The sequence below is a fragment of the Paenibacillus barengoltzii G22 genome (assembly GCF_000403375.2).
GTDB lineage: Bacteria > Bacillota > Bacilli > Paenibacillales > Paenibacillaceae > Fontibacillus > Fontibacillus barengoltzii.
Genome location: NZ_KE159653.1, coordinates 407371 through 423917, shown reverse-complemented (window position 1 = coordinate 423917; position 16547 = coordinate 407371). Strand labels below are relative to the sequence as shown.

At 54.5% G+C, this 16547-nt stretch carries 13 protein-coding genes; 12 read left to right on the top strand and 1 reads right to left on the bottom strand.

The features are described from left to right. Positions 1 to 441 precede the first annotated feature (441 nt). The 11 genes from C812_RS10275 (at position 442) to C812_RS10225 (ending at position 13580) form a co-directional block, all read left to right on the top strand. Positions 442 to 1458: an NAD-dependent epimerase/dehydratase family protein gene (locus C812_RS10275; protein WP_016312591.1), complete on the top strand. Its 1017-nt coding sequence runs from the start codon at positions 442 to 444 to the stop codon at positions 1456 to 1458. Continuing rightward, positions 1458 to 2534 carry a dihydrodipicolinate synthase family protein gene (locus C812_RS10270; RefSeq protein WP_016312590.1) on the top strand — a complete coding sequence of 359 codons (1077 nt, stop codon included), beginning with the start codon at positions 1458 to 1460 and terminating at the stop codon, positions 2532 to 2534. Before C812_RS10275 ends, C812_RS10270 begins: the two co-directional genes overlap by 1 nt. Before the next feature lie 59 nt (positions 2535 to 2593). Continuing rightward, positions 2594 to 4663: an alginate lyase family protein gene (locus C812_RS10265; RefSeq protein ID WP_016312589.1), complete on the top strand. Its 2070-nt coding sequence runs from the start codon at positions 2594 to 2596 to the stop codon at positions 4661 to 4663. A 194-nt stretch (positions 4664 to 4857) separates the two neighbouring features. Beyond that, complete coding sequence (locus tag C812_RS10260; protein ID WP_157274724.1) at positions 4858 to 6180, top strand: ABC transporter substrate-binding protein; 1323 nt, start codon at positions 4858 to 4860, stop codon at positions 6178 to 6180. A 40-nt stretch (positions 6181 to 6220) separates the two neighbouring features. Then, positions 6221 to 7192: a carbohydrate ABC transporter permease gene (locus C812_RS10255; RefSeq protein WP_016312587.1), complete on the top strand. Its 972-nt coding sequence runs from the start codon at positions 6221 to 6223 to the stop codon at positions 7190 to 7192. After that, entirely contained in the window at positions 7189 to 8004 is an 816-nt protein-coding gene (locus C812_RS10250; RefSeq protein ID WP_016312586.1) for a carbohydrate ABC transporter permease, read from the top strand. The genes C812_RS10255 and C812_RS10250 overlap by 4 nt, the downstream gene beginning before the upstream one ends. 65 nt (positions 8005 to 8069) lie before the next feature. Then, the gene (locus C812_RS10245; protein ID WP_016312585.1) at positions 8070 to 9062 is read left to right on the top strand and encodes a Gfo/Idh/MocA family protein; all 993 of its coding nucleotides are present in this window, start codon (positions 8070 to 8072) and stop codon (positions 9060 to 9062) included. Then, entirely contained in the window at positions 9052 to 9888 is an 837-nt protein-coding gene (locus C812_RS10240) for a sugar phosphate isomerase/epimerase family protein (RefSeq protein ID WP_016312584.1), read from the top strand. The genes C812_RS10245 and C812_RS10240 overlap by 11 nt, the downstream gene beginning before the upstream one ends. Continuing rightward, positions 9885 to 11207, top strand: coding sequence for a helix-turn-helix domain-containing protein (locus C812_RS10235; RefSeq protein ID WP_016312583.1), 1323 nt, complete (start codon positions 9885 to 9887; stop codon positions 11205 to 11207). Before C812_RS10240 ends, C812_RS10235 begins: the two co-directional genes overlap by 4 nt. 89 nt (positions 11208 to 11296) lie before the next feature. After that, entirely contained in the window at positions 11297 to 12607 is a 1311-nt protein-coding gene (locus C812_RS10230; RefSeq protein ID WP_016312582.1) for a hypothetical protein, read from the top strand. Next, positions 12591 to 13580: a dihydrodipicolinate synthase family protein gene (locus C812_RS10225; protein WP_016312581.1), complete on the top strand. Its 990-nt coding sequence runs from the start codon at positions 12591 to 12593 to the stop codon at positions 13578 to 13580. The genes C812_RS10230 and C812_RS10225 overlap by 17 nt, the downstream gene beginning before the upstream one ends. A gap of 12 nt (positions 13581 to 13592) precedes the next feature. Here C812_RS10225 and C812_RS10220 read toward each other — a convergent pair whose 3' ends face one another. Then, positions 13593 to 15887 carry an Ig-like domain-containing protein gene (locus C812_RS10220; protein WP_016312580.1) on the bottom strand — a complete coding sequence of 765 codons (2295 nt, stop codon included), beginning with the start codon at positions 15885 to 15887 and terminating at the stop codon, positions 13593 to 13595. A gap of 162 nt (positions 15888 to 16049) precedes the next feature. Between C812_RS10220 and C812_RS10215 the strand changes: the two genes are divergently transcribed. Then, complete coding sequence (locus C812_RS10215) at positions 16050 to 16538, top strand: DinB family protein (protein ID WP_016312579.1); 489 nt, start codon at positions 16050 to 16052, stop codon at positions 16536 to 16538. The last annotated feature ends 9 nt before the right edge of the window (positions 16539 to 16547 follow it).

The following is a 16547-nucleotide window of genomic DNA, read 5'->3' as shown; positions in this document are numbered from 1 at the left end:
TTTGGCTTTTCCCATAACTGAATCCTCTCCCTTATTTCCATTGTAAATCCTTGTAGGGGAGGACTCCAGTTTATTTAGGGGGCCTTAGGGAAAGTGCAGTTAGTTTAGGGCGATTCGGCGGAAAAGTGGGAAATAGGCGGAAATGAACTGCACTTTTGCAGTTAAAGCCCACGACAAGTACCTTTTCTCTAAAAATCAACTGTACTTTTACATTTGGCCTCGGGCCGCTAATCTCAGCCACTTGAATTTGATCTTAACCCCAAAAATCAATCATCCTATAAGCACAGGAGAACACCGTCACAGCCGGTTTTCTCCTGCTTTCGTTTTTTGGGGCGATATAAGGTCGTTGTCTGGATTTCCTCCCGCTTCTACGATAAAGGGGAAACCGTAAGGCTTCAGAGACCGTCTTGCGAATCCCTTGCATAGTAGAGGTGACGAAAAATGAAAACGATATCGGAGTTGGAGCAGCGATTAAGCGAGCCCTCAGACCAGTTGATTCGGGATCTGACCCAACTGGACGGCGATGTGCTGATTCTTGGCGTTGGTGGAAAAATGGGCCCCAGCTTAGCGAAGCTGCTGGCTCGGGGCTTGGCCGCCGCAGGGAAGACGATGAAGGTCACCGGCGTGTCGCGGTTTTCTTCGGGAACGCTGCGGGAAGAGCTGGAGGCCGCCGGCATTCGCACCATTTCGGCGGACCTGCTGGATGAAAACGCATTGTCGCGCTTGCCAGAGGCGCCCAATGTCATTTACATGGCTGGCAATAAGTTTGGAACAACCGGGCGTGAGTATTATACCTGGGCCATGAACGCCTATTTGCCGGGGCGGGTTGCGGAGAAGTTTAAGGCGTCGCGGATCGTTGCTTTCTCGTCCGGCAATATTTATCCGTTGACGGAGATCACCAAAGGCGGGGCTTCGGAAGAAACCGTGCCTGCGCCGATTGGTGAATATGCACAATCCTGTTTAGGGCGGGAGCGGGTGTTTGAGTATTTTTCCCGCAAAAACGGCACGCCGCTCGTTAACTTCCGGCTGAATTATGCGATTGATATGCGTTACGGCATCTTGTTGGAGGTCGCCAAGGCGGTGAAGGAGCGGGAACCCATCGACCTGAATATGGGCATGGTCAACGTCATTTGGCAAGGGGACGCCAATGAAATGGCAATCCGTTCGCTGCTCCATTGTGCCTCACCGCCGAAGACGATCAATGTCACTGGACCGGAGACTGTATCGATCCGTTGGCTGGCTGAACGGTTTGGCGAAGCCTTTGGTATCGAGCCGATCTTCACCGGGGAGGAACAGCCAACCGCATTATTAAGTAATGCGTCCACCTCCCATGCGATATGGGGATATCCGCGGGTTTCTTTGAGACAAATGATGCAGTGGACAGTGGAGTGGATCGAGGCGGGGGGAGCGACGTTAGGCAAACCTACGCATTTCCAGGAACGGGGAGGGGTGTTCTGATGGGCGAGCAACCGCAGTTGAAACCTGAGCTGCATCAGCTGCTACACCGCGGAACGGTCATCCCCGCCCACCCGTTGGCGCTGGACGCAAAGCGCTGCTTGGATGAGCGGCGGCAACGTGCGTTAACACGCTATTACATTGCCGCCGGCAGCGGCGGGATCGCAGTAGGTGTCCACTCAACGCAATTCGAGATTCGCGATCCGAAGATCGGTCTGTTTGAGCCGGTGCTCCGCCTGGCTGCCGAGGAGGTGGAAGCCGCCGGGCTTCAGCGCCCGTTCCTTAAGGTCGCGGGTATCTGCGGCCCAACCGAGCAGGCTGTGCGCGAAGCTGAGTTGGCTGCCGGGCTGGGCTATGACCTGGGGCTGGTCAGCAACGGCGGGCTGACGGATTGCGGCGAGGCGGAGCTGATCCGCCGCACGGAAGCGATCTCGGCGGTGCTTCCCGTCTGCGGCTTTTATTTGCAGCCGTCCGTGGGGGGCAGGCGGCTTAGCTTTGCGTTTTGGCGCGAACTCGCCGAGCTGCCGGGAGTGAAGGCGATCAAAATCGCTCCCTTCAACCGTTACCAAACGCTGGATGTAGTACGGGCGGTATGCGAATCGAGCCGCCGGGATGACATTGCCTTGTACACGGGCAATGACGATAACATCGTGGCCGACTTGCTTACGGTCTATCAATGCCGCACTGCCGCGGGGGAAATGGTGGAGAAGCGGATCGTCGGCGGCCTGCTGGGCCACTGGGCTGTATGGACGTCCAAAGCAGTGGAGCTGCTGGAGGAGATCATCGCTCTCCGTGAAAGCGGAGCCCCGATTCCTTCGGAGCTGTTAACCCGTGGCATCCGAATTACGGATGCGAATGCGGCCTTTTTTGACGCGGCCAATGGGTTTAAGGGCTGTCTTCCCGGCATTCATGAAGTGCTGCGGCGCCAAGGCCTGCTGGCTGGGAGATGGTGTCTTGATCCAGAGGAAGAGCTGTCGCCGGGACAAATCGAAGAAATTGATCGCGTCTATCGCGCATATCCTGATCTTAATGATGATCCGTTTGTCCAAGCTGGGCTGCAACAGTGGTTAGGTCAGTAACATGTATGGCTTGAGAGCGGCTAAGATCCCTTAGCCGAACGAGGAGGCAAACAGAATCCATGGCACTAAAAAAGCAAGGAAGTTTGGAAACACCGCGTTTCTATTGGAATGAAGAGGATCGAACGTTTATCGTGGACGCCTGCCGCAAGCATTGGCCCGAGGAAGTGGAGCAAGTGTTGCACCGGGCTGACTTGGCTGCGCGGAACACGTTTATTTTCACCCATCGCTGGGATATGGAACGCTGCGAAGAGGAGGTAACCTTCGAGAACGGGATCAATTGGGATTACCGACATAACGAAGATTTGGAATGGCTGGTGATGCTGAACCGGGCGCGGTACATGGGCGAGCTGGGGCAAGCGTATTGGTTAACCGGCGAAGAATCGTACGCTCAGGCGTATATTCGTCTGCTGAAGGATTGGATGACGCAAAACCCGCTGACGGAAGCCGAAGTGCGGGAAAGCGTCGGACGGAGCTATAACGTCAAGGACACTTGGCGCAAGCTGGACAGCGGCATCCGAATTACCCACTGGCTCAAAGGCTATTATTGTGTACGCAGATCTAAACATTGGGGGACGGAAGAAGAAGCGTTATTCCTCGAAGCGATCCGTCGGCATGGCATGTATCTGAGCATCGCTTATACGTCGCATGACCGGCAAAGCAACTGGGGATTCCTCGAAACGAACGGCCTGTTTCAACTGGCGCTCTTGTTTCCTGAAGTGGAGGAAGCCGCAACCTGGCTGCAAACCGCGATTGAACGACTGGTTGAGATGTGTCAGCTCCAGGTTTATGATGATGGCCTGCAAAATGAACAAAGCAGCATGTACCACCATGAGGTGTTGCATTTCTTGTTTGAATCCGTATGGCTTGCAGAGCTTAATCGTATTTCGTTACCTTCGGTGCTGCACGATACCTTAAACCGCATGTTCACCGCCTCACTGACGATCGTTCAGCCGGATGGCCGCCAGCCGAACTTTAGTGACAGCGACAGCACGGATATCCGCGATGTGCTGGCGCGAGGGGCAGTACTGTACCGGCGGGGGGATCTGAAATCGCAAGCTTATTCCGTGCTGGATTACGATGGGATCTGGTATTTCACGCAAAAAGGGTTCGAGTTGTACGAGAAGCTTGAAGTGAAAGCGCCGGACTTCGTCTCCAAAGAACTGACGCAAAGCGGGTATGCCTTCATGCGCAGCGATTGGCAGCGGACCGCCCGCTACCTCTGGTTTGATCACGGTCATATGGATGTGATTCGGGCCCACGGTCATGACGATGCCCTGCACATCAGCTTGTTTGCTTACGGCCGTGAGTTTCTGGTTGATCCGGGACGTTGCACCTATATGGAAAACCGGGATCGCCAATATTTTAAGGAATCGCTCCAGCATAATACGGTATCTGTCGACGGGCAGACGATTTCGGAGTATGTGGATTCCTGGAAGTGGAACCATGTCGCCCGTTCACTGGGTCAGGTATGGCGGACCACGCCGGAATACGATTATGCCCAAGGAGGTCATGACGGCTATTGGCGCTTGCCCCATCCGGTTCAAGTGCTGCGGCAAATCTTATTCGTCAAGCCGGACTATTGGGTGGTCGTCGACACCTGCCGATCCCATGGGGATGCGGAGCATGCGTACGCGTTGCCCTTTCATTTGGCGGAAGGGCTTGAAGTGCGGTTTCAAGCGGACGGTCATCTCGTTATCGGAGACGCTGGCGGCGGCGAGGGACCCGTGCTGCGGATTTTACCGCTTCACCCGGTGAAGATCGACGTCGAACCCAGCTGGATTTCCCGCAACTATAACGAAAAAACACCGTCCTGCCGAGCGATCCTTCGCCAATCCGGCCAAGGATTTACGCAGTTTGTTACGGTGTTATACCCTGCCCAGCGGCAGAGTGAGGCACCACCGGTAATCCGCCTGCTGGATGTGCTGGATAGCTACGGCCATCCGGTTCCAGGAGAGCTGGCGACGGCCCTGTCGATCACCCATGACGGCGGTGAGGATGCGATGTTGTTTTCGCACCAGGGGCCCCGCAGTTATCAATTTGCCGGAGTTCACCTCTGCGGCGATGTGCTGCTGGTACGCCGTTCTCATAAGGCGGCATCCCCCCTCCGATCGTATATCGTTAACGTCTAGTGCGCATGAATTTGGGGCGATTTAAGGACGTTGATCTCTAATTCAGCGTCCTTTACTTTGAAGATAACCACAACACCACTCTCATCGACATTCTTGAAAAAGCTTACACGGGGTGGAAATAAGCAAGGGGGATGGAAATGGGACGTCTGGGTAGAAAGCGGAAAAACATAGGGGCTATCGTCATATTGGCGTTCATGTTGGTCGTATCGGCTTGCTCCGGAGGAGGGAACGGGGCTCAATCCAGCAATGGCGGCGACGAGGGGCAACCGCAGAATCAGCCGCAGGAGACGATGGGCAAGCCGGTGGAGCTGAGACTGGGCTATTATTCCTCGGCACAAACTGATGCCAAGATGCAGGAGCTGATCGCCAAGTTCCAGGAGAAGCATCCGAATATTAAGATCAAGACGGAGTCTTCACCGTATAATCAGTTCTTCCAGAAGCTAGATACACAAATCGCCGCTGAGAGCGCGCCAGACCTCTGGTTATCCGACGGTGTGCTTGTCCCGAAATACGCGGAGCGCGGTGTTTTAAAGGATTTGACCGAATGGATTGAACGGGATTTGCAGAAGGACGACTATTACGGTCTCGACTTTAACAAAGACGCAAACGGGAAATATTGGGGCGTCCCGCAGGGCATTCAAATTGCGGTTCTCTACTATAACAAGGATATGTTTGATGAGGCTAAAGTGGAGTATCCCACCGAAGACTGGACCTGGGACGATCTCAAGGCAGCGGCGGAGAAGCTGACCAAGGATTCGAATGGCGTGTATGCGACCGATTCCGCTTTTGACAAAAACAAAGTGGCCCAATACGGCCTGACCTTCTTCAGTATTACGGAAGGTTGGATGACGGTGCTGAAATCTTACGGCGGCGGCGTGCTGGACGAAACGCTGACGAAGTCGATTATCAATACCCCGGAGAACAAGCAGGCGATGGAATGGATCGTAGACGGTATGCAGCGTGAGCTGTTAACCACCCCTTCCGATTTAAAAAGCTTCCAGAGCAACATGGCCCCCTTCCCCAGCAAAGCGGCTGCAATGCGCATTGGGATCTACGCTCGCACGATTGACGCGAATGCGGCGGAGCTGAATTACGACGTGACCTTGCTGCCGAAGGGACCAGACGGCAAGCGGTTCTCCCCGGTGATCGCCAACTCCTGGGTTATCAATAAGAAGGCGGAAGGCGCCAAGGGCGAGGCCGCTTGGGAATGGGTGAAATATTGGGCCACCGAGGACGATGTGCAAAAAGAATGGGCCAGCTTAGGCGAAGCGGTACCGGTGAAAAAATCGGTGGCCAACTCCGAACAATTCTTAAGCGGCAAGCCCGACAACAAGCAGGCGTTCCTGGACAGCTTCGAATTCGCCGGAACGTTGGACGTGAACGCGGTCTGGAGCGAATGGGTCGGCAAATTTGGAGACAGCATCAACCGGGCTTTCGAAGGAGAGATCAGCGTCGAAGAGGCGTTAACTCAGGCGGATAAGGATGTGCAGCAGGTGCTGGACGAATTTTATAAGTAATAAGCCGGGTTGTACATTTCCATAAGAAAGCGTGATGAACATGGTTGAAAAAACGGTGGAACTTCGGACGGGAGACTTGACGCAGGTAGAGTCTCCTCCGATTCGCAAAAGACGAAGTCGCTTGCATCATGACGGCAAATGGGGGCTCCTGATGGTGACCCCCTATATCATTCATTTTCTCGTGTTTGTATTAGGTTCGCTGCTAGCCTCCTTGTATTTCAGCTTCTCAGAGTATGACATCCTGAATCCTCCGAAATGGACCGGATGGGACAACTACACCAAGCTGCTGAACGAGCCGGTCTTCTGGAAGGCGCTGTGGAACACCGTCTATTTCACGATTTTGTTTGTGCCGTTGCAAACCTTTTTTGGGCTTGTTCTGGCGGTGGCGTTAAACCAGAAGCTGCGGGCGTTGAAGTTGTTTCGGCTGGCGCATTTTTTGCCGGTCATCTCCTCTTGGACGGTCATTATGTACGTATCGGATGCGGTGTTTAACCCGCGGTTTGGCTTTGCCAATTCATTGCTGCAAGCCATCGGCCTAAGTCCGCAAAAATGGCTCCAGGATGAGCATCTCGTCATCCCGCTGCTTGTGCTCATCGCGGTGTGGAAGGGGATTGGCTACATTATGGTGATCTATTTGGCTGGACTGCAAAACGTCCCCTCTGAGGTGTACGAGGCGGCTGAAATCGACGGAGCGGGGACGATCCAGAAGTTTCGCCGGATTACGGTTCCGCTCATTTCAAGCACGACGTTCCTGGTGCTGATCATGAGTACAATCTCGACGTTCCAGGCGTTTGAGCAAATCTACGTCATGACCGGCGGGGCGATGGATGCGTCGTCCGCAGGCGGGCCAAACAAAGCGAGTCTGGTGCTGATGATCTACTTGTATCAGGAGGGCTTCTCGTTCCTGCGCATGGGATATGCTTCCGCCATTGCCTGGGTGCTGTTCGTGATTCTGTTCTTGCTGACGGTCGTCCAAATGACGCTGCAGAAAAAGTGGGTGCATTACGAATGAAGAAGAAAAAAATCGCCGGTTACCTCGTTATCATTTGCAGCTCGTTGATTATGTTCCTGCCTTTTCTGACGACCGTGTTTAACTCCTTAAAAAGCTATGCCCAATACACCAAATTTCCACCGGAATGGCTGCCATCGCCGGTACAGTGGAGCAATTATGCCGAAGTGTGGAAGCTTGGTTCGTTTGGTCAGTATACGATGAATAGTGTGATCATCACGGTGCTGTCGGTGATTGGCGCGCTGATCTCCTGCTCGATGGTGGCGTTCGCGTTTGCCCGGCTCAAGTTTCCTTTCAAAAATACCCTGTTCCTTGTCGTTCTCGGCACCATGATGATTCCGCCGGTCGTTTTGATCATTCCGCAGTTCGTCATTTTCAAGTCGCTGCATTTACTTGATACGCTGACGCCGCTCTGGATTATCGAATGGCTGGCCCAGCCGTTTGGTATTTTTCTGATGCGGCAAGCCTTTCTGGGCATCCCTCGGGATTATGAGGAGTCGGCCCGGCTGGACGGCTGCAACCCGATGCAAATTTATTGGCGGATCTTTATGCCGATGTGTAAGCCTACCTTCGCGACGTTAGCTGTATTCACGTTTATGACGAAGTGGAACGAAATATTGTCTCCGGCGATCTTCTTAACCTCGAAAGAAAACTTTACGCTTCCGATCGGCATTTTGTCGATGGCTGGCCAATGGTCGGGTAATGAACAATATATGGTCGCCGCCGCGTTGATGAGCCTGATCCCGATCCTGCTCGTTTTCTTGTTTGCGGAGAAATATTTTGTGCAAGGCAGTAATTCTGCTGGCATTAAGTAGGGCAGTGGAATTCTGCCAAGGCAGTAATTCTGCTGGCATTAAGTAGGGTGAAAAGGAGTGAGCTTATGCGTTACCGGGTTGCATTGATCGGGGCCGGCGGCATTGCGCGCCATCATTTGGACGCGATTCGGCAGCTGGGGCCGGAGCGGCTGACTGCGGTGGCGGTAGCGGAGCCGGATGAGAGCAGGGGGCGGGCCGTGGCAAAGGAATACGCCTTAAGATGGTACGACGACTATCGGGAGTTGATCATTCAGGAACAGCCGGACATCGCCATTATTGCACTGCCGCACCATCTGCACGAGGACTGTGCCGTCTTCTGCGCGGCGAACGGCAGCCATCTGCTGCTGGAGAAGCCGATGGCACTAACCTCCGCGTCCTGCGACGTTATTCTAAACGCAGTGAAGGAAGCGGGCGTCACGCTCTTGGTCGGGCACACACAGCACTATTTGCCAGCGAATCGGCAAGCGAAGGCCCTGATCGAAAGCGGGCGGTTGGGTAAGCTGGTGGCCATTCACGACACTCGGCATAAGTCCTACTTCGAGGAAGACAGGCCGCGTTGGTTCATGGAGAAGGAGAAGGCTGGAGGCGGCATCCTGATGAATTTAGGCGCCCACTCGGTCGACAAAATCCAGTGGCTCACTGGCAGCCGGATAACCAAGGTCAAGGCAGTCCTAAGCTACGAAGCACCCATCGGCAATGTGGAAGGCAGCGGTGTAGTCCTGGCAGAAACGGAAGGCGGCCTCGGTGCAGTGATCGTACAATCCGGTTATCCCGGCGTGGCGAAAGATGAGACGGAGTTGATTTTTACTGGCGGAATGGCCAGGCTGGTTTCTCACCAGGGACTATGGATCAGCCGTGACGGGCACTACGAGCTGACGGAGGATTTCAAGCCCGAAGACGCTAAAGAGCCGTTCGCCGCACAGCTGGATGATCTGCTGGAGGCGATTGAGCATCGCGCTGAGCCGGAGTGCTCCGGTGAATACGCCAAATCGGTGATTTCTGTTCTGGAGGCGGTGTACCGATCGCAGGAGGAGGGGGCGGAGCAGGTTGATCAATAACGCAGGAACCCCCGCGATGAAGTTCAGCATCTGCTCCACCGGACTCAAAGGGATGATCCTCGAAAAGGTGCTGGAAGCAGCAACCCAACTGCAGCTTCACGGCGTTGAGTTGTGGGACGGTCATCTTGAGGCGTATTTGGACAACGGCGGCTCGCTTCCTGAGCTAAGGCAGCAGCTCACAGCGCACCGGCTTGTTGTGCCGGCAATCAGCACATATGCTGCTTTTTCCAAAGGCGAACGGGCTTCGGATCAAGATCTTCAGAATATCCAAAGGGCAGCGCGCTGGGCGGCCGAGCTGGAATGCCCCAGGGTCCGTGCGTTCGCCGGTCACCTGCCCTCTTGTAAGGCAGATGCTATGTTATGGCAGCAAGTCCAATCCGGGTTGTGTGCCGCCTCGGAGGTTTGCTCGCAGCTTGGCATTCGCCTGGCTGTCGAAACGCATAACAATACGCTGGCTGATACCGAAGAGAGTATCGCTGTATTGCTCGAGCTTGGCGGACCGGTTGTGGAGCTGATTTACGACGGGTTTAATTTTTTCGTGGATCAGTTGGATCCGCTGCCGGCCCTAGAGAAGTTTTACCCCCGAATCACGCATGTCCATGTCAAAAACTACAAGTGGAACCATCACAACTGGGCTCAAAGCGTCCCCGTTCCCGTGCTGCAGGGGGACAGCAACCAGCGTGCGATTCTGCAAAGGCTGGCGGAGCTGGAGTATGACGGATTTGTCTCATTTGAATATTTTGGCGATCAGGTCTTGGAGTTAACGCGGTTGTCCTATCTCGAAGTGACACATCAATTCTTCGGCGGAGGTGCATATCGTCCGTGAATCTGAATGTCGCAGTGATTGGTCCAAGTGATCTGGTGGATAAGGTCGTCGAAGTGGGCAGCGTGTTTCAGGAGCTCACGATGATTCCAACTCCCTATTCGCATGAGCAGGAAACGTTAGAGGTCGTCGCCCGCGTTCGGGAGCAGGCGGACATTCTGTTATTTACGGGACCGATCCCCTACCATCTCGCGCTGGATCGTGAACCTGGCGTTCCGATGCTGCATGTGCAATATTCCGGGACGGCGTTATATAAGGTGTTGTTTGATTTTTATCGGAGCCGCTTGTTCGATCTGGAGGAGGAAATCCGCATCAGTGCAGACGTGCTCTTACAGCATGAATTGGAGGAACAACTCGATGAGCTGGGACTGCTGCATCGGCGAATTTATGTCAAACCGTACAGTACGGGAATCCATCATGAAGATTTGATCGCCTTTCACTACGATCTGTGGAGCCGGGGACTCGTTCATGCCACTGTGACTTGCCTCACCTCCGTCTATCAGCAACTGGTCGAGCTTGGCATCCCCGCCTTTCGCGTCGTGCCTACGCAATCCGCGATTCGCGACGCCTTGAACCGGGCGTTATTGGAGGGGAAGAGCCTGCGGCTATCCAGCAACCAAATGGCCATCGGCATTTTGAGCATCGATCACTATGAGCGAGTGGTGAAAGAGGCAGCTTCGGATTACGAAATTCAGCGCAAAAAAATCATTCTCCAGCAAATCCTGATCGACTTCGGTGAAGAGACGCAATCCTTAATTAATTGGACGGACTCGAACGAGGTCTCCTTCATTACCACACGCGGTATCATTGAGCAAGTGACCCGTAAATTTGAACAGGCCCCGCTGCTGCTGGAAGTGATGGAGCGGCTGCAGTGGAAGGCGAGCATTGGGATCGGGTTGGGGCGAACGGCCAATGAGGCGGAAGGGAAGGCCCGCGAGGCGCTCTTGAAAGCCAAAACGAGCGGAGGCGGCAACTGCTTTCTGATGATGCAGGACGGGCAGGTCTACGGGCCGATGGGTTCGGAGCTGACGCTCAAATATTCGGCGCGCAGCGAAGATCCCGAGCTGATCTCGATGGCCAAGAAAGCCGGGTTGAGTGTCGGGACGCTCAATCGCTTGATTTCCCTGTGCCGCAGGCTGAACAGCTCGACCTTAACCGCTGCGCAACTGGCCGAAGGGTTTGGGATTACGCTGCGCAGCGCTCGGCGAATTATGGCCGTGCTGGAGAAATATGAACTGGCGACAATTGTTGGGGAGGAGCAGCCGGTGGGGCGCGGTCGCCCAAGGCAGATTTATGCGCTGCATATCGACGGTTTTTTTTGACGGGACAAAAATAGGTGTTTCGACGGATAAAACGGGCGCCGGGTCGGCATACAATTGGGGATATACACGATGCAAAGGGGATGAAGCCGATGGACCGCCTGATATTGCCCGCCGTGCCCAACCTCCGCCCCAGCGAAGAGGCGCGAATCCGTCGAGACTACGAACGGTTCCGGCATACCGGCCTTCCGGACCGGGTTGAGGCATATCTGTTGGAGGAATATGGCATCGATGTTTCCTCGAATTATGGACCGGCGCCAATCAAGAACCCGTTTGGTAAAGCCGCCGGTCAGCTGTCACTGAATACTTCCCAAGTTCGTACTGATGCGCAGGCGGGCTTGGGGTTTGTCGTCCTGAAGACGGTGATCGCAGAAAACGGACAAGGCCAGCGCTCGATGGAGGCTTGGGCTATTAAGGATACGCGGATGAAGGTTGAACCCATTGTAGGGAAAGAAACGGGGGAAACCGGTTGGAACGTAACCTGGAACGGACGAGGCTGGCATGGGACTTTTGCGGAGTACATGCGCTTTGTCTCTGCCTCCTTGCACATTGGACGAGAATGGGGAACCGTGGTCGTGCCTTCCTGCAAATATCATTTGCCGGCAAGGGACGACGATTTCGCGTTGGAGGAATATCGATACACGACCCAGAGTCTGGCTCAAGTTTGGCGGCAAGCCGGAGAAGCGGGACCGCTTCAACTGGAAAAAGATTTTAGCCCAACCCTAGCCGGATCGGACCGGGCAATGCAGCAGGAGGCGATTCTGCGATGGTACCGGGAGGTGCCCAAGCTGATTCGATCGGCTGTACCGCCGGGCGAGATTCGGCTGGGCATTAAGCTGATGAATACGGTGTTTGACGACGACTTCCAGCTGCAGACGATCCGCACTCTCATCGAGGAAGGGGAGGCTCGGCCGGATTACCTGATTTATGCTAATCGGTTATATGACCGAGCTCGTCTCGATTCCGGGGGAGGCGGGACTGCCTACGGCGGGCCGGATCTCAGCCGACGAAATCTGCGCATATTGTCCCGTTTACGCAGGCTGGAACTGCAAGGGGAACTCTCAGCACCGGTTCCCGTCATTTCAGGAACCGGGGATGTTCGCTCCGGCAAGATAGCCTTGGAATACGCGCTGCGCGGCGCGACAAGCTTGCAGATGCACACCTTATTCCAACTCCCCGCCAGCGCATATGGCATGTCCCGCGGCCCAAAGACGCAGCGGGCGTTGCATGAGCTGTATTTTCATCCAGAGAACGGATTGGTGACTTGGATGCTTCATTTAAGAGAGACCGGCGAAATCGGACATCGGGATGGCATCGCTGCTTTTCGCGACGTGACGACCTGGTATCAAAGAAGGGGACGTGATTTTTTTCTAAGGGGGATGATCCATGAACGCCAGCGTTAATGAGGTTAGACAAGCCTTGGAATGGGGGCTGATCCCTGCCGTTCCGGTGCCGCGAACGCGCGAAGGGCGAATTCATCTGCAAGCGCAGGAGGCGTATGCCGGGTATCTTGCGGACCAACCCATTGCCGGGGCAGCGGTTTGGGCACATACCGGACGCGGCTTACATATGGAGCGCTTTGAGCGAATGGCCGTGGTGCAGCAGTGGAGGGCTGCGCTTGGAGCGTCCAAGCTGCTGGTGGCCGGCGTGGGCGCGCTTCCCGATCCTCGGCGGCTGGGCCTTGCCAAGATCAGCCAATGGCAGCAGGACAGCTTGGCCATGGCAACCGATGCGATCCAGGGGGGAGCCGATGCGCTGCTTGTTTTTCCGCCTTCGCTGTTCCGGGAGCTCCCCGTCGCAGAACAGGATGAAGCGATTATTGAATATCATCGCGAGTTATCGAGGTTAGGTGTCCCGCTTATTCTTTTTTATTTGTATGACGAGGCTGGGGGGATTGCCTATTCGGCTGAAGTATTGCGAGCTTTGCTGTCTTTAGAGATGACGGTAGGCATCAAAATGGCAACGCTCGGCAGCGTTATGACGCTGCAAGATGTATCGGCACTAATGTCTGAGGAGTTTCCAGAGCAACTCCTGATCACGGGGGAGGATCGGATGTTTGGGTACTCACTGATGCGTGGGGCCCGCGCTGCTTTAGTTGGGTTGGGCGCGGCATATCCGAACATCCAACATGATCTGATGCAGGCGTATGCATCGAGAAATTACGAGCGGTTCATGGATTTATCGGCTCGGGTGGACGGTTATGCGGAACGAACGTTTATCCGCCCGATGGATAAGTATATTTTACGCATGCTGTGGTGTCTAGTTTTGTCCGGTGTGATCCCGGAGGAGGCAGCACATGACCTTGCCGGATATGAAATGACCCGGCAAGAGATTGAATCTCTTCACCGGGCCATTGAAAGGTTTCGGCTGTATTAGTCGTGCATGCAGTTAGTACTGCGGCCAAACGGCAGTGATGTGGCGGTCTAGGTCATAGGCGGAAGCCCAATAGTAACCGGGGGCCACGATCCGCTGCGGCAGAAACCCGACTTCCCCGGACGGGAAGGTCAGCGCCTCGGACGTTCCGCTGGCGATGCCGTCCGCATCGGTCACCATTTCGATGTAGCGGCCTCCGCTCTGCGTAAACCGTCCGTAAACGGCGGCAGGAACCCCTTCGCCGGTCTCCAGATCGACAACTTGGAGTTGGACGACGGCCCGTGTACCATCATAGGTTACGCTCATTCCGCCAACGATCATCGGCCTTTGATCGGTATAGGAGGCTGCTGTCGTAGCGGATGCCTCCGGTGACGTGGCTGGCCCGATATTGCCGCTGATGTCTACGGCCGCGATTTTGTAGTAATAAGTGGTGTTCGGCAGCAACCCCGTATCCATATACGTCAAATTGCGGGAGCTTCCGGCCACATGGGCCTCATCCGGTGTAAAATCCGGCTCCGTTCCGCGATAAATCAAATAATGCTCGATGTCGGAATTGTCCGTCGCCCGCCCGTAACTTAATTGAATCGTGTGATCGTCAACGGTGGTGGCCAGCGGCGGGCCCGGCAGAGCAGAGGGCGGCTCCGTATCTGCGGGGTTCACGCGCCACAGGTAGCCGTCCGGTCCCCAGATGGATGGCAGCCAGCGGATTGAGTCGTAGTGATGCATGGCGATGCCGGCGAAGGCGGGATCGTCTTGGAAGGCCGCGTACACCTTATCTAGTTCAGCCTCCATATACGTGCGTCCCTCTTCCCGGAACGTGATCGTTTCCGGATCCCCGCTGTTTGCGATATCCAGCGTTTCCACGCCAATGACCACCGAATTGGGCTTGCCGATGGCATTGGCGTAGCTGAGCTCACCTTGCGCTTGGGCAATGATGCCTACACTGCCATCCGCTACGTCGCGATAGTCCATGATCGAAATATAATCGCTGAGGTCTTGAACATGCTCGGAGAGCCATTTGGTTTGCCCGTTCCACGTAATCTCTTTGGCACCTTCACTGCTGTCAAACCAACGGGGGATCGCCGGGCCGAAGGGCAGGTTGATGCCGGCAGTGTTCCGACGGTCGATCATTTTTTGCAGCACATCCAGGTATTGCAGTTGCACCGAAGGCTTCTCGGCATTAAACTCCGGCAAAATGTACGGTTCGATATCTACGTTTACGCCATCAAAGCGTTCTTCTGGTGCGGCAGCGATATTGTAGTTGATCACTTTCTCCATTTCTCGAATGGCATGTTCATGAAAAGGTGCCAACGCTCCCATGTAGGGCGGTGTCGTGCCGCCTGCGATACAGGCGTGAACCTGATAGCCGTTATTATGGGCCCAGCGCACAAAGTCGCGCACCTTGTCGGGGGACTCTTCGAGGATATCGACCCCGCCGTAAGGGAACACGCCGATATAGAAGGTTGTGATTGGGTCCGAATCAAACGTTGTCGTGTCGTCGGCTAAGGCTTTGAGTGCGGATCGCGAGCCGGGGTTCAGAAAGAGGTTGTAGGCGGCTTTTTCCCAGATCCACATCGCGCGGTCTTGTCTTTCCAACGTGATTGGCTCGTGGGTTCCTTTGCCTGTTGAGGCATAGACGGTCATACTCCGACCGATATTGCCATATTCGTCAATAGCTCGGGCTTCCAGACTGGAGGTTTTGTCACCGAGCCCTTTTATTTTCCAAGTATACTTATAGACATTCCCAGTCTTTTTCGCGGTTTTCCAGGGCCCGCTATTAATCCTTACTTCAACGGATCGGATGCGATTTCTGGAATTGACGCTGACATGAATCGAAGTGGAGTTTCCTTTCACCTTCGCCCCGTCAACCGGGTTCGTGATCGTAACGTGAGGTTTGGCAATCTGGGAATTATCGACATGGACCGTAATCGCCTGACTGGATACCCCGTATCGGGTCGTGCTTTGGGTCCCTCTGGCCAGCAACGTAATCTCCCCATCATATCGGCTGGTATCGAGTTCAGCATACCATACGCCCGAGGTTTCTCCTTGTTCGCTGTCGATTCGAGTTGGCAATTGATCTGTGCCATTGACGATCAGGACGATGTTGTACGCCTCCGTGTACTGCCCTGATACCGTGATCGTTCCTACTTCCACTTCATCTCCATGGGTAGGGGTGTCAATTGTTACGAGGGAAGCAGCTGAGACCGTTGGTAGGGAGCCAAGCGGATAAAGCGGAAGTAGAGAAGCGATGCAAAGAACGGCGAACAGCTTAAACAACCGACTTTTTTGCTGTGCAAGTGATGCAAACATCGTTAACCCCTCACTTCCTGTTACAAATTTGTGAATCTTTACTACTAATGTAAGCATTTTCATATTAAATGATCACTTCCTTTAATCGACCGTAAAAAGAAAACTTGTCCCATCCGTTTAAACGAGGCCGCGTTCTAGCAGTACATGTGATCTAGTTTTTATATGAACAATAGAAAATATTGGCAGGTTCGCAAGGATTGGTTCGAGTGGTGTGGGGCGTTGAGTGAGAAAGAATTGATGGCCAAACGCACTGGAGGTCTTGGGTGCATTATTTCTACGCTGTATCATATTGTAGCTGTTGAGTATAGCTGGATCTGCGGTGGTATCCAGGAGAAAGCCGTACATATCCCTTCGTTTGAAGAGGTCTCCAGTTTACGCCAGGTGCGTGCTTTCTCTGATCGCTGTCATGCTGAGGTTGCCCCATTTGTATATGAATGGAACGAGCAGCTGGAAGACCGCGTGATGATCGACATCACGGATGATGGGGAACGAGAGGCCCATACATACGGCGAAGTGATGCGGCATGTGATCGCCCATGAGATTCACCCTATCGGTCAATTATCCGTCTGGGCACGGGAAGTGGGAAAGAAGCCGATCACAGCCAATCTCATTGGCAGGGGATTATTTCCTCAACCCGACCAACATTCATGATCGGGTTGA

Excerpts from the sequence above, each read along its gene's own strand:
- C812_RS10275 (WP_016312591.1), top strand. The coding sequence starts at position 442 with ATGAAAACGATATCGGAGTTGGAGCAGCGATTAAGCGAGCCCTCAGAC.
- C812_RS10270 (WP_016312590.1), top strand. The coding sequence starts at position 1,458 with ATGGGCGAGCAACCGCAGTTGAAACCTGAGCTGCATCAGCTGCTACAC.
- C812_RS10265 (WP_016312589.1), top strand. The coding sequence starts at position 2,594 with ATGGCACTAAAAAAGCAAGGAAGTTTGGAAACACCGCGTTTCTATTGG.
- C812_RS10260 (WP_157274724.1), top strand. The coding sequence starts at position 4,858 with ATGTTGGTCGTATCGGCTTGCTCCGGAGGAGGGAACGGGGCTCAATCC.
- C812_RS10255 (WP_016312587.1), top strand. The coding sequence starts at position 6,221 with ATGGTTGAAAAAACGGTGGAACTTCGGACGGGAGACTTGACGCAGGTA.
- C812_RS10250 (WP_016312586.1), top strand. The coding sequence starts at position 7,189 with ATGAAGAAGAAAAAAATCGCCGGTTACCTCGTTATCATTTGCAGCTCG.
- C812_RS10245 (WP_016312585.1), top strand. The coding sequence starts at position 8,070 with ATGCGTTACCGGGTTGCATTGATCGGGGCCGGCGGCATTGCGCGCCAT.
- C812_RS10230 (WP_016312582.1), top strand. The coding sequence starts at position 11,297 with ATGGACCGCCTGATATTGCCCGCCGTGCCCAACCTCCGCCCCAGCGAA.
- C812_RS10225 (WP_016312581.1), top strand. The coding sequence starts at position 12,591 with ATGAACGCCAGCGTTAATGAGGTTAGACAAGCCTTGGAATGGGGGCTG.
- C812_RS10220 (WP_016312580.1), bottom strand. The coding sequence starts at position 15,887 with ATGTTTGCATCACTTGCACAGCAAAAAAGTCGGTTGTTTAAGCTGTTC.
- C812_RS10215 (WP_016312579.1), top strand. The coding sequence starts at position 16,050 with ATGAACAATAGAAAATATTGGCAGGTTCGCAAGGATTGGTTCGAGTGG.